This is a genomic window from Bacillus sp. lyk4-R2A-2 (assembly GCF_030209735.1).
Classification (GTDB): domain Bacteria; phylum Bacillota; class Bacilli; order Bacillales; family Bacillaceae; genus Bacillus; species Bacillus pumilus.
Window position 1 is genome coordinate 596746 of sequence record NZ_JARVRK010000006.1, and the last position, 13244, is coordinate 609989.

Below are 13244 nucleotides of genomic sequence, written 5' to 3' on the forward strand. Positions count from 1 at the left end.
GGAATTATAAGAAATGGAGGAGACGAATTGACGAAAGTAACGATTATAGCAGGAGGTCATTCCGTCCAATCTCGATTAACGGGTGTCCTGCAGCATATTCAGCAGCAGTTAACATTCAATGGAATAGATGTACATACCATTCAAGTTCACCAGCTGCCTAGCAGCGCACTAATAGGAGCAGACTTTTCAAACGAAGAGATTGTCAAGGCCATTGAACTCGTGAATGAGAGTGACGGTGTCATTGTGTTAACGCCTGTCTACAAAGCGTCATTTTCCGGTATTTTAAAAACGTTTTTAGATTTACTTCCCCAAAAAGCATTACAAGGAAAACCCGTCCTTCCGTTCGTTTTAGGAGGAACCTATGGTCATCTGCTCGTCATTGAATATGCTCTTAAACCGATTATTCACCAACTTGGTGCAACAGTTGTTCAATCTGGTGTGTATGTCGTGGATCAACAGGTCAAAAAGCAGGGTTCAGATAATTATTTAATTGATTCAGATGCCATAAACAGGTTAAACCTCGCATTATCTCAATATCAAAGTCTGATAGGAGGAACAGCCAATGTCGATCACCCTTAGTATTCTTGATCAAAGCCTTGTCGGTGAAAACGAGAACGCAGAGGCGGGCATTCAGCATACTGTCAGATTAGCTGAAGCAGCGGATCAGCTTGGCTATCACAGGTTTTGGGTGTCTGAACATCACAATAACCCTCAAGTAGCAGGTTCATCCCCTGAAGCCCTTGCCGGCTATCTATTAGCAAAAACGAGCAATTTGCGAATTGGTTCTGGAGGTGTCATGCTACAGCATTATAGCCCATTTAAAGTAGCTGAAACATTTCATGTACTGGCATCACTAGCGCCTGGCAGAGTCGATTTAGGCGTTGGGAAAGCACCAGGAGGGCTGAACCTCTCGACACAAGCACTTCAGGAGGATTATCAAGCGTCACGGAAAGATTTTTCTCAAAAATTAGTAGATCTCAAAACCTACCTTACGGAACAATCAAATGAATTGAATGCTCAGCCCATCCCACGTTTGTCACCCGACATCTTCCTTTTAGGGGGAAGTACGGAGAGCGCTAAATTCGCAGCAAAACTCGGAATCTCCTTTGTATTTGCCTTCTTTATTAATGGAGATGAAGCATTATTAAAAGAAGCAAGGGAGACCTTCCAAACATATCAAAAAGCGGGCACTCGCCAGCAGTTCCTTCTCGCCATCACCGTTTCCGCAGCCGAAGATCATGAACAAGCACTCTTGCACATCAAACAAAAGGAAACAGTAAAGGTCTCCTTTTCCGATGGAAGAAAGCTCAATGTCACATCAATAGAGGATGCAGAAAAGCTAGTGAAAGGAACGAAAAAAGAACACTACAGCATTCACGTACAAAAAACCGGCTATACCGCTGGCACAAAAGAAACTGTTCATCACCGGCTGACTGAGCTGGCCGAGACATACGATATCAATGAATTCATCGTACTAACTCCGATCGTAGACATTGAGGCAAGAATTGCGTCTGTCACATTGTTAAAAGAAGCGTTTAACCATGAACAAACAGCAGCTAAAAAAATAAATCACGAGGTGAACGTCTAATGTCAAACAGTCAAAAAATCATTTTATGGAGCAAAAATGGATGCAGTTATTGCAAGGACATTCAATCCTATTTCAACGAACAGCAGATCCCTTATTCAACGATTGATGTCACTGAACATGATGATTACAGAAACATTTTAGAGGAAAAATACGGCATCCGCTATGTGCCTGTAGTTGAGATCAGTCATGACCCCCACGTGTATCAAGCATTGTTGAATCCAGATATCGAGACTTTAAGAAAAGCAATAATCTGACATTACATTTTGAATGGAGGTTTGTCATGAGTCGAGATATTTTTCGTATCGCTACCGAAGAAGATGCGCCAGCCTTTTTAGAATTGCTGTCCAGTGCATTTAAACCACTTGGGGAAATGGGCATTGATTGGCCATCCACGAACGCCACACTTGAAATGGTCATAGAAAACATTACACAGTCCGCTGCCGTTGTTTTAGAACGAGACGGGCGGCTCATATCAACCATCACCATCCGTTTTCCTTGGGAGAGTACGCAACCGGTCTCAGGATATCCATTTGTTTGGTGGTTTGCGACAGCTCCTGATTTAGCAGGGCAAGGGATTGGAAACAAGCTGCTCGATTATGTGGAAAACACCTTGCTCCGGCAAACATATAAAGCGCCTGCGTATACACTGGGCACTTCTGGCCGGAAACACCCTTGGCTTTTAGACATGTACGAACGAAAAGGATACACAAAATATATTGAACGTGAAGCCGAAAATGGTGACTTAGGTATCTTGATGTATAAAGTACTTATCCCAGAACGGTTCGATGCTGCCATATTAGGCGCGCCACCCGCAGAAGAAAAAGTCGAAACGACTTCTACATAGGAGGTGATTCAACATGGGTGAGTTTTTCAAATGGGAGTATGTGGTCACACTCTTCCCTAAAGTATTATCAGCCCTTCCGACCACCTTGCTGATCGTTTTATTTGCCACTTTGATTGGCAGCTTTCTTGGATTCATCCTTGCTTATTTCCGAATTGAGCGCATTCCTGTCCTGCATCAGCTCAGTGCAATCTATGTCTCATTTATTCGCGGAACACCTATCCTTGTTCAAATGTTTATTGTCTTTTATGGCCTGCCAGGTGTGCTCGCAACAATTGGCCTTGATATCTCCATGTGGAACAAATTGATCTTTCTTTATATTACATATGGACTCAATACTGCTGCCTACTTTTCAGAAATATTCCGATCAGCCTTATCAAGTGTCCCAGCATCTCAATATGAAGCGGCTGCCTCGATTGGGCTGACAAAATGGCAGATTTATAGAAGGACACTCATTCCTCAAGCAGGAAAAATCGCACTACCGAATATTGGTGTGGCCATCGTCAACTTATTACAAAATACCTCTCTCGCCTTTACACTGGGCGTAATGGATATTATCGGAAAGGTTCAAACATTAGGGGCATTATACTACCGCGTATTAGAAGGATACTTTATTGCTGCCGTCATTTTTATAATGTTAAGTCTGCTGCTAGAAAAAGCGTTTGACCTATTGGAAAAGTGGATCAATACACCGAAAACAAGAAAACAGCGTCAAGCAACGTTCGTTTCCTTAAAAAGAGCGGAAACGGCCTTTACAGTCGAAAAGCGTGCGAAGTAAAACGAGGAGGATTTCACATGAAAAATAACAAACAATTCAAAAAACATTCCATCATCGGTCTGCTTACACTTGGCTCATTGCTGCTTGCTGCCTGCGGAAATACGGAACAATCGAATGAAGTCAAAGCAGAAGCAACGAATAATGATCCAGATGCGAAAGAAATCATCGTTGGCACAGGGAACGCTTACCAGCCTTTCGTTTACTTAGATGAAAACGGCAAATTAACAGGCTATGAGAAGGCTGTATTAGACGAAGTCGATCAGCTGCTTCCACAATATCAGTTTAAATATGAATCCTTTGAATTTAAAAATATTCTGCCCGCTTTAGATGCTGGTAAAGTAGATCTCGCTGCCCATCAATATGAAATCAATGATGAGCGCCAGAAGAAATATCTATTTGGAAAAGTTGGCTACACAGACTATACAAGCTATGTGGTTGTTGATAAAGCATCCGGTCATGATTTTCAAAGCCTGGACGATTTGGCAGGACACAAGGTACATACTTCTACAGGGAGTAATTTCGCTTATCTGCTAGAACAATATAACGAAAAGCACGATCGGAAAATTGACATTGTCTACGGAGATGGCGGGAATGAAATTCTAGTCAAAAACCTTCAGAATGGCACAGTCGATGCAGCCTTGCTCACAAAGTATGACGTCAATAAGCTAAACAAACAGTTCAATGCCAATCTTGTGACATCTGGAAAGCCTGTAAATGTATCTAAAACGTACTATCTTTATCAAAAAAACAATACAAAACTTCAAAAAGACATTGATCAAGCATTACAAAAGCTGATCGATAACGGCAAGCTCGCTGAATTGTCTAAAAAAATATTGGGCGGAGACTTTACTACATCATAAGAAAGGAGCGATCTGAGTGGATTTTGATGTTGCTTTTATGCTGCAGGCCTTTCTAGCTGCACTTCATTATTTGCCAACAACTCTGCTGTTAGGCTTTCTACCGCTAATATTTGGCTCTGTCTTTGGATTTGGTATTGCCCTTATTCGTTTTTATCAGGTGCCTGTATTATCTCAATTGTTCAAATGGTTTGTGGCTATTTTTAAAGCAATTCCTGTTGTTCTAATTTTGCTCGTATCTTATCTTCTTTTTTCAGACTCGCTAGATCATTTGGCTGCATCTCTTTCTCTTCAGATTCGTTTCAGTGATTTGGACAGACGATGGATTGCCATTTTCGCCCTTACTTTATATGCCGTAAGCGGGTTATCCGAAATATTTCGAAGCTCTCTTGCATCTATTCCAAAGGGTCAATTCGATGCCGCATTATCCGTTGGTTTCACCAGCAAACAGGTCTTAAGAAGGGTCATCATTCCACAAGTCTTTCCCATCTCCCTTCCACTTCTGAACAACATGCTGATCAGTTTAATCAAAGCCTCTTCTCTCGTCTCTATGGTGTCTGTGGTCGATATTTTAAACGGCGCTTTAATCAAAGCCAATGTGAACTATCGTTATCTTGAAGCATACATCGCCATTGCCCTGATTTACTGGGCACTGTGCGCCTCTATTGAAGCCATCACAGCCGGATATGAGAAATATGGACACAAAAACAAAAGGAGACGATTGGCATGATTAACATAAAACAGGTGCATAAAGCGTTCGGCAAGAACGAGATTCTAAAAGGAATTGATTTATCAGTGGAAAAAGGCGAAGTGGTTGTCATATTAGGTCCGAGCGGTTCTGGGAAATCAACCTTTCTGCGTTGCTTGAATTTTCTTGAGCGTGCGGATCAAGGAGAAATTAGCATTGATGACACGACTGTCAAGTTCAATCAAGCCAAGCCTAAAGCCATTCTCGCACTTCGAAGAAAAACCGCCATGGTCTTTCAGCAATACGATCTATTTCTTCATAAAACAGCACTTGAAAACGTCATGGAAGGTTTAGTCATTGCCCGTAAACATCCGAAAGATCAAGCCTATGACACAGCTCTTCAATTGCTTACAAAGGTTGGATTGCTAGAGAAAAAGGATGCTTATCCGCATCAATTATCTGGCGGACAGCAGCAGCGAGTTGGCATTGCACGGGCACTGGCTTTAAATCCAGAAGTCATTTTGTTCGACGAACCGACCTCTGCATTAGATCCCGAGCTTGTAGGAGAAACGCTTGATGTCATTAAACAGGTAGCGCAAACCGGGGTCACCATGATCATCGTCACGCACGAGATGAGCTTTGCCTATGATATTGCCGACAAGGTGATTTTCATGGAAGATGGGGTCATCGTCGAATCAGGTACGCCGGAAGCAGTCTTTGAACAGACGAAAGAAGAACGTACAAAACAATTTTTAGCGAGATTCTCTTATCACCATTCATAAAATACAAGTCGATCCATGCGGTCGACTTGTTTCTGCGCAAAATAAAAACCAGTCTGTTCTAGCCATTAGCCATCACACACTGGTTCTTCTCGTTAGTTCAATTCCTTCAACTGATCAATATAAGCAAGAGCATCCTCAAATTCTTCGTCCGTATAGCGCTGCTTGCTTTTAATGGTGAAGACCTTTTCCTTTACCTCATCTTGTGGCAGATCATCAAAGTATAAAATCGTAGAGACGAGCTCTAGGAAACGAGACGACTGCTCGTTCATCTGCTGCGTCAGCACTTTGAGGTCAGGCATGTCCACTTCACACTGATCGAGAAACTCTTTCCCATTGTCCGTCAGCGAATAGCGATATTGATAGTATCCACCTTTTTTTTCCTTCATTTCATCCAAGAATCCAAGGTTGCACAGCTCTTCAATTCTGAGCGTCAACTCCTCTGAATAGGGGCCATAAAAGTGAAAATCGTATTTCTCGTAAAAAGGCAAATCTAGCTTTTTTGCTATGTAAATCATCTTTTGCAGCTTCTTCCGTCCAACGATTTCCCCGGATTCAGAGAATACCTTCATCAACTTTGCATGCTCTTTCAACAAATTCCCGACATCTCCTTTTTCAGTACTTCCTTATCCCAATCCAAGCAGCTTCATGATCGCCTTCTTTTCTTCAGCTTTTTCCGACATATCTACAATTAAGTCCATCGGGAAATAAAGTTTATGATCGGTTCTTCGTTTACCGGAAATGGCATCAACAATATCTGACTGTCTCGACAGCTCTTTAATATGACCGCTTTGCGTCAAAAGGTGGATCGGCAGCCTCTCTTCTTCCTCCCCTGGTCTGTAGAAGTCGTATGGCAAGTCAGAGGAAGAGTCGACGACTAAATAATAGTCAGGATCAATGCCTGCCTCCTTGAACAAGGCGGTCAGCTTGAAATATTTCGTCATTTCTTCATTCGGATTAAACTCTGTATATTGGAACAATCGGCGGTTCATAAAACGGCGGCACAAATCAGCCAGCACGTGATCTTCTTCATCTTCCCACGCCTGAAAATAAAATAAGACAATGGATTCATCCAGTTTAATATAGTCCTCTGTGGTGACATTCCCTTCAAAAATCGAATAAAAATGAACAGGGGCATGTGTGAAAATATAGCCCGTTTCATGCAGCTCTTTTGCACGATGGAGAATTTTCGTTAAGATGACTTCTGCACTGCGTGTCACTGGGTGGAAATAGACTTGCCAATACATTTGATAGCGGCTCATAATATAATCCTCGACCGCATGCATCCCGCTCTGCTTCATCACAATCTGATCTTCTCTCGGACGCATCACGCGCAAAATACGCTCCATATCAAAATGGCCATAGCTGACGCCTGTATAGTAGGCATCACGCTGCAAATAGTCCATACGGTCGGCATCAATTTGACTTGAGATCAAACTGACCACCTGTTTGTTTTGATACGTTTTGGCAATGACTTCAGCCACATGCTTCGGGAAATCATCACTCACCCGGCGAAGCACTTCATTGACTTCGGTTTGCCCTAAAATAATATCTCTTGTAAACGATTCATGATCTAAGTGGAAGACCTTTTCAAAGGAATGAGAAAATGGTCCATGTCCGAGGTCATGAAGCAAGGCCGCACTCAGGACAAGCTCGCGTTCTCCCTCATCCCATTCCGGCCGTCCTTTGAATACATCATCCACAATCCGTCTCACAATCTCATATACACCGAGTGAATGATTGAAACGGCTGTGTTCTGCACCATGAAACGTCAAATAAGTGGTTCCTAGCTGTTTAATTCGGCGCAGGCGCTGAAATTCTCTTGTTCCTATTAAATCCCATATTAATGCGTCCCGTACATGAACATAACGGTGCACAGGATCTTTAAATACCTTTTCCTCAGATAATTTCCCTTTTGGATACGCCATCGTTTCGTCCCTCTTTTTTTAAGACGTGTTTCTATTATATCGGGTAACTTTTCCCGAAAACATCCTTGAATTTGCTCGTGAATGTGTTCTCAACGATTGCATGGACGTAAAAAGCCCGACCTGACAGGGACGGACCTCTTTTTAGGTCGACTGAACACATTCAGTGACATTTATTTGACTTTTTTTTGAACCTTTTCGAGTAACTCATCTTCTGTTGGTGCGGATAATGGGCGATTGTTCACAAATGCAAAAGCCTTTTTTCGTCCTGGACCACAATAGGATTGACAGCCAATTTCAATTTTTGCATCAGGGTCAACCGATTTGAGTCGAGGCAGCAACGTCTTTAGGTTCGTCGCATCGCAATCGTCACATACGCGAAACTCATTAGCCATGGTCTTACGCTTCCTTTCAATGATGAACTTCATTTTATATGAAACAGTTGGACAACCAAGAGTCATAATATACCACCCAACATTGTACATCGAAGCGGCTGGACTTGCAAGACGCATTGTAAACGCTGAGACGCGCTCATTAAAAAGCTAGTATTTTCCACTATCCTTTTAGCAAACTTGTATAAACCTTCTTGAACTTGGCTAATCTAATACCATCAAATCATATGGGGGTTTAAACATGTCAAAACAAAGACAAGATGCTTGGTCAGAGGAAGACGATCTCCTTTTGGCAGAAACCGTCTTACGTCACGTCAGAGAGGGCAGCACACAGCTGAATGCGTTTGAAGAAGTAGGAGACAAGCTAAATCGCACCTCAGCGGCATGCGGTTTTAGATGGAATGCTGTTGTGAGGCATCAATATGAAAAAGCTTTAGCCCTTGCCAAAAAGCAGCGGAAACAACGGATGCGCGCACTCGGCAATGGTCAGCCTGCAAAGAAACGATTACTCTATCAGCCGCAAGTAGAAGAAACGGTCATGCAAGAGGAATTCTCACAGGAGCTGGAACCAGCGCAGGAAGAAACGTTTGCACCAGCATCTGAAACAGCCGAGCAGCTCCAGTTTGTAGACCAAAGCTACAATGAAGAGTTAGCTAGTTTATCACATTTATTGTCACAGGCTTCTCATGTCGCAGAGAAAAAGCCAGAAGCCAATCCTTTTAGGCAGCAACAGGATTTAACCATCGAAGATGTCATTGATTTCTTGCGCCGCTATGAAGGCGATGGACAGCAATCCTCTGCCTTACGCATGGAAAACAGCCGGTTAAAACGAGAAAATAACGAACTTTCACATAAAGTCACACAGCTAGAAGCAGAAGTGAAAAAGCTTGAAAAGGATCAGCTCACGATTCAAGAAGATTATGAAACACTCGTCAAAATCATGAACCGTGCAAGAAAACTAGTTTTGTTTGAAGAGGACGACACTGCCGCTCCAACCTTTAAAATGGACCGAAACGGCAACCTCGAAAAAATGGCAGAATAACAAAAAGTGCTCCCCATCTGCGGGAAGCACTTTTTTAAATGCCTAAAAATAGCATCACACTAAAAAGAACATTAATCAAAAAGACGAACATAAAAATATACCTGACTTGTCTCACCTGAAAATCACCAAACATAAAAAGATAAAGACCTGCGATGCCAAGTGTCAGTACAGGCTGAAGAAACGGCACTAAAAGCGAAATGCCGTAGCCGGCTCCCATGAGGACAGGAAGCCATAGTAAATAGAGGTAACCGCCGTTTTTTGATTTCAAGAAACCACTCCCTCTCTTTCTTCTATCTGCTTGATTTCAGGTTGAATAAACTTGAGTCCGACAATTGTGCGGCCGCGCCTTTTTGAAGTCCAAACGGCAATTGCCGGCTGATCTGTCAGAGATTCTGCGTCAATGGTGATCAGCACTTTCTCATTTAATTCAATTGAAGCTTCAGACTCGATTTTGCATCCAGATAAACTAATATCATGTATGTTCACCGGCACCTTCTCTTCTAACCGGCCCTCATAGGACAGCGTGCCTGCCACACCTTGCAAAGGCCTTCTCATCCATTTGCGCTGCAAGGCCTTTGGTACCTTCCTCGTTTCTCTTACAAAGCGGAGAAATGTCCGAACAGCATAGGATTTTTTCTCACGATCCGTTATCGATACATGCTCTCGTGTGAATAGGAAGCGGATCAGTGATAGATACTCTGATTTTTGTGTGTCAGTAAAAGCAACACCAACCATCAGCTTGTCTCCCTCTGGATGGCTCCAAACCACATCACACGCCACACTTTCATCCTCTGAAAAGAACAATTGCGTTTGTCCTTGATAAAGAGAAGAAGCTTGATCCAATGGAATGGATAGACGCGCACCTGAATCACTCATATCTAGTAGAAAACAAGCAATCGACTCATCTTGATGATCAGAATGAAGCTGTCCCTCTTTTTCAATGACAAACCGCTCTGATTTTCGATAACGCGGACGGTCAAACGCCACAAGCAGTGCCATGAATAGACCTGCACCGTTATACATCACCCAAAATATATTAATCAACATGAGATCAGCATTCATCGTCCCATTTACCTTCACATCGTATCCTATTTTCACTAGGACAAGCAATGAGAGCAGCAAAAAGATCAAATGGGGAATCATCGTTTTCAAATGAAAGTGTCTTTTGTCCGTTTGAATTCCCTTTGGTGTGACAAGAAATTCCACTCTCTTTTTGAAAAACAGCTCACTTAAAGCCACACCAGCCAGGTGGAATGCCATAGAGCTTTCATAAATATGACTCCAAAACATGCTTCTTTTTTGATTCGACACTAGTTTAAATGCTAAATAGGAACTAAAGAACGCCGGTAGCCAGAACATGAAAATGGACTGGAAATCTGCCCAGAAACTTTGAATACCAAACAATAAAAACAAAATCGGCGTGAGAATGTAAATCATTTTAAACAAACCGTTAAACCAATACACAATACCATCTAAATAAAGAACTCGCTGCATCAGCGTTAAGCCACGAACCTTCAAAGGATTAAACTTACGGGCACACTGAATGTTCCCTCTCGACCACCGATCTCTCTGCTTTAACAGATCCAGCCAGCTTTCAGGTGCCAGACCGACGGCTAATACTTCTCCGACAGACACAGATTTGAACTTTCCTTGGAGTAGCATTCCTGTCGCCATGTCTTCTGTAATCACCCCAGTAGCAAATCCGCCAATTTCATCTAAGGCGATTCTTCTAAAGACAGTATTACTACCGACATACATCACAGCATTAAACCGATCCTTCCCAGCTTGGAGGGTTTGCATGAAGAAGTCCTGCTCATTTGGAATTCGATCCTTCGAGAACATATTATATTGGAAAGGATCTTCGTTATAAAACGCCTGTGGAACTTGAACAAACGCCGTCGCTCCATCATGAAAGTAAGGCACTGTTTTTTCTAAAAACGAAGGAAGGGGGACCATATCCGCATCAAGTGTGAGAATCAGCTCCCCATTCGTTTGAGACATCGCATGGTTTAAGTTACCCGCCTTCGCATACTTGTTATCTGTTCTTGTCAGATAATGAACACCAAACTCAGAAGCAAGCTGCTCTACAGACGCCCGCTTGCCATCATCACATAAATAAATGTGGACTTTGTCCTTTGGATAAGAGAGATTCACACAACCTGCAACAGTGCGTTTCAGCACTTCAATTGGTTCATTATATGTAGCTATGAAAATATCAACTGTTGGCAGCCTGTCAAGATCACTGATCATGACTTGTTTCCGATTGGAAGGCTTCCAAACAAGTGTATAAAACACAAGCAGCTGTAAAAACCCAATGCATTCACAGGCAACAAGCAAAATACCCATCACAATATTAAAAATACCTTCATGCGGCAGTGTAAAGAAAAGACGCCAGCAAATATAGGCGGCATTTGTTAACACACAAAGCACAATGATGATTTTTTTAACAGTAGTGGCCACCGGCTGAATACGATACATTACATACAGCACAGATAAAACACAAAGCATAAACAGCGGGTAATACGTGGTGAATAATGACAATACATTTTCCTTCTTTCTTATGTCATAAATGACTATCGCATATAAAACTACATAACGAAGGAGGGGATTCTTTCATTACAGTGCCCCTTCCATTTCTATTTGACTATCGTAAATGGTTTATTTCCACAATTTATCTAACTGATTTGAATAAAAATCAATAGACTTTCGATAATTCAAAATAGTAGGATCTGTTGTCGTTTCAGTTAAACAATTCAGTCATATTTCCATCGCTTTCTTATGTTCCTTCAAATTATACAAAGTCATGGCATAGAACGTTTGAATGGCTTTGTTATCCGGGTAAGCTTCTATCCCTTTTAGGAATATCTGCTTGGACTTTTCATATTCTCATAAGGTTCTGTATGTACTTCCTAATCCTAGTAAAGCGTTTTTCCAGTTCTTCTAAAGTGGTTCCTTCTGTTTAATTTGTCGAAGAAGCTAAAACCCTATTAAACTCAATATTTATGTGTCTCGCAAATGAACATAACGGCGCACTGGATCTTTAAATACCTTTTCCTTAGATAATTTCAAATTTTAGGATTATCCATCGTTTCGTCCCTCTTTTTTTAAGACGTGTTTCTATTATATCGGATAATTTTTTCGAAAACAGCTTTAAATTTGCAGGTGAATGTGTCCATAAATAGCATCACACTAAAAAGGACATTGACCAAAAACACGACATAAAAATATAAAGACCGTGATGCCAAGTGTCAGGTCAGGATGAAGAAATGGCACTTGCCCTAGCCGGCTCCCTTGATGACAGGGAGTCATAGTAAATAGAGGTAACTGCCGTTTTGGATTTCATCACAACTTCTCCTTTTTAATTATCTATAATTATTAAACTAAAAAGGAATTTATTTGATATAATGTTAATTTATTATAAAAAATACCGATATATATTAATAAATAAAAGGGAGTTGTTAAATATTGAGGAAAATATTATTTGGGTTAGTGACCATTATTTTATTAAGCACTATCTCCTTTAACGCACAAGCAGCAGATGAGCCAAGTAATTCAATTGAATTAAAAAGAAATAATGCTTTTTATCCACCAGATGAAGCTAAGACAACTATTACACATGCAGATGATCGACGACTGTATAAAGTCTCCCTTGGCATGAATAAGACAGAAAAACTAACCCTTCGCTCTTCTAAAACATTTGATGTCAAAATTACTAATCCTAATAGTGAAATCATTTCACAAAGTAAAGGAATAGGAAGAAGCACGATTAATGAAGAAGGAACAGCTCAAGTTGAATTCCCAACGGATACAGTAGGAGATTATTTAATTTACATTGAACCTTCTGATGATAAAAAAAATCAATTTCCCTATGAATTAAATGTTGCTGTAGGTGTGCCTGTTTTATACCCTATTCCGATCTCCTCGGTTATGGAAAAAAGGATTACGCTTAATCAAACTTCGATTACGTCATTTAATAAAACTAGCTCGCTACAATACTTTGACCTATCAAATGACAGTTCAATTCCGAATAATAGCTACATAACAGAAGTTAGAACTGATGGTCCCGACAGCGGTCGAAATTCATTAAGCCTATATACATTGAAACGAAGTATACGTCCAAATTCTAGTATGACCTGGATTAACACAACGTACCCTAATTTCAAAGTTTACCCAGCTTATTATCCAAATGGATCATGGAATCCTGTTAAACAGAAGTATGCTTTCCAAATCTCTGCATTAACATTTAATCAACCTGGAATATACACTTTTGATCCTAACATTTATATTGGCTATAAAGCTGAATTAAAATAATAGAGATAGATCGACAAAATGACTTGATTGTTTTGTCGATCTA

15 protein-coding genes and 1 pseudogene are annotated in these 13244 nt (G+C 41.2%); 10 read left to right on the forward strand and 6 right to left on the reverse strand.

The window, feature by feature from the left end; genetic code table 11:
- Nucleotides 1-27 precede the first annotated feature (27 nt).
- From ssuE to QRN39_RS13945, 8 genes are read left to right on the forward strand one after another with little or no spacing between them, the layout of a single operon-like run.
- A complete protein-coding gene (gene ssuE, locus QRN39_RS13910; RefSeq protein ID WP_050944466.1) occupies nt 28-579 on the forward strand; it encodes an NADPH-dependent FMN reductase in 552 nt (183 codons plus the stop codon).
- Nucleotides 563-1588: an LLM class flavin-dependent oxidoreductase gene (locus QRN39_RS13915; protein ID WP_212045653.1), complete on the forward strand. Its 1026-nt coding sequence runs from the start codon at nt 563-565 to the stop codon at nt 1586-1588. Before ssuE ends, QRN39_RS13915 begins: the two co-directional genes overlap by 17 nt.
- Nucleotides 1588-1842 (forward strand): glutaredoxin family protein, encoded by a 255-nt coding sequence (locus QRN39_RS13920; protein WP_284907446.1) that lies wholly within the window; start codon nt 1588-1590, stop codon nt 1840-1842. The genes QRN39_RS13915 and QRN39_RS13920 overlap by 1 nt, the downstream gene beginning before the upstream one ends.
- A gap of 26 nt (nt 1843-1868) precedes the next feature.
- Complete coding sequence (locus tag QRN39_RS13925; protein WP_003215102.1) at nt 1869-2432, forward strand: GNAT family N-acetyltransferase; 564 nt, start codon at nt 1869-1871, stop codon at nt 2430-2432.
- Nucleotides 2433-2445: 13 nt separating this feature from the next.
- Entirely contained in the window at nt 2446-3207 is a 762-nt protein-coding gene (locus QRN39_RS13930) for an amino acid ABC transporter permease (protein ID WP_003215084.1), read from the forward strand.
- 17 nt (nt 3208-3224) lie between these two features.
- A complete protein-coding gene (locus QRN39_RS13935; RefSeq protein WP_003215163.1) occupies nt 3225-4067 on the forward strand; it encodes a transporter substrate-binding domain-containing protein in 843 nt (280 codons plus the stop codon).
- 16 nt (nt 4068-4083) lie between these two features.
- Entirely contained in the window at nt 4084-4794 is a 711-nt protein-coding gene (locus tag QRN39_RS13940; RefSeq protein ID WP_284907447.1) for an amino acid ABC transporter permease, read from the forward strand.
- Nucleotides 4791-5534, forward strand: coding sequence for an amino acid ABC transporter ATP-binding protein (locus tag QRN39_RS13945; protein WP_106032096.1), 744 nt, complete (start codon nt 4791-4793; stop codon nt 5532-5534). The genes QRN39_RS13940 and QRN39_RS13945 overlap by 4 nt, the downstream gene beginning before the upstream one ends.
- A gap of 92 nt (nt 5535-5626) precedes the next feature.
- On the opposite strand, the gene QRN39_RS13950 is transcribed toward QRN39_RS13945, so the two are convergent.
- The 3 genes from QRN39_RS13950 to QRN39_RS13960 form a co-directional block, all read right to left on the reverse strand.
- Nucleotides 5627-6127 carry a YwgA family protein gene (locus QRN39_RS13950; RefSeq protein WP_050944468.1) on the reverse strand — a complete coding sequence of 167 codons (501 nt, stop codon included), beginning with the start codon at nt 6125-6127 and terminating at the stop codon, nt 5627-5629.
- A 30-nt stretch (nt 6128-6157) separates the two neighbouring features.
- The gene (locus QRN39_RS13955) at nt 6158-7459 is read right to left on the reverse strand and encodes an HD domain-containing protein (protein ID WP_007497716.1); all 1302 of its coding nucleotides are present in this window, start codon (nt 7457-7459) and stop codon (nt 6158-6160) included.
- Nucleotides 7460-7629: 170 nt separating this feature from the next.
- Nucleotides 7630-7851 carry a YuzB family protein gene (locus QRN39_RS13960; RefSeq protein WP_003215259.1) on the reverse strand — a complete coding sequence of 74 codons (222 nt, stop codon included), beginning with the start codon at nt 7849-7851 and terminating at the stop codon, nt 7630-7632.
- A gap of 238 nt (nt 7852-8089) precedes the next feature.
- On the opposite strand from QRN39_RS13960, the gene QRN39_RS13965 reads away from it, so the two are divergent.
- A complete protein-coding gene (locus QRN39_RS13965; RefSeq protein ID WP_044140194.1) occupies nt 8090-8890 on the forward strand; it encodes an RsfA family transcriptional regulator in 801 nt (266 codons plus the stop codon).
- Between the two features lie 34 nt (nt 8891-8924).
- On the opposite strand, the gene QRN39_RS13970 is transcribed toward QRN39_RS13965, so the two are convergent.
- The 3 genes and pseudogenes from QRN39_RS13970 to QRN39_RS13980 form a co-directional block, all read right to left on the reverse strand.
- On the reverse strand, nt 8925-9158 hold the full coding sequence (locus QRN39_RS13970) for a DUF5970 family protein (RefSeq protein ID WP_284907448.1): 234 nt from the start codon (nt 9156-9158) through the stop codon (nt 8925-8927).
- The gene (locus tag QRN39_RS13975) at nt 9155-11431 is read right to left on the reverse strand and encodes a glycosyltransferase (RefSeq protein ID WP_284907449.1); all 2277 of its coding nucleotides are present in this window, start codon (nt 11429-11431) and stop codon (nt 9155-9157) included. The genes QRN39_RS13970 and QRN39_RS13975 overlap by 4 nt, the downstream gene beginning before the upstream one ends.
- A 117-nt stretch (nt 11432-11548) precedes the next feature.
- Nucleotides 11549-11821 (reverse strand): annotated as a pseudogene (locus QRN39_RS13980) (tetratricopeptide repeat protein); the annotation flags it as partial.
- Between the two features lie 534 nt (nt 11822-12355).
- Between QRN39_RS13980 and QRN39_RS13985 the strand changes: the two are divergent.
- Nucleotides 12356-13201, forward strand: a complete 846-nt coding sequence (locus QRN39_RS13985) for a hypothetical protein (RefSeq protein ID WP_253622058.1) — start codon at nt 12356-12358, stop codon at nt 13199-13201.
- Nucleotides 13202-13244: the final 43 nt, after the last annotated feature.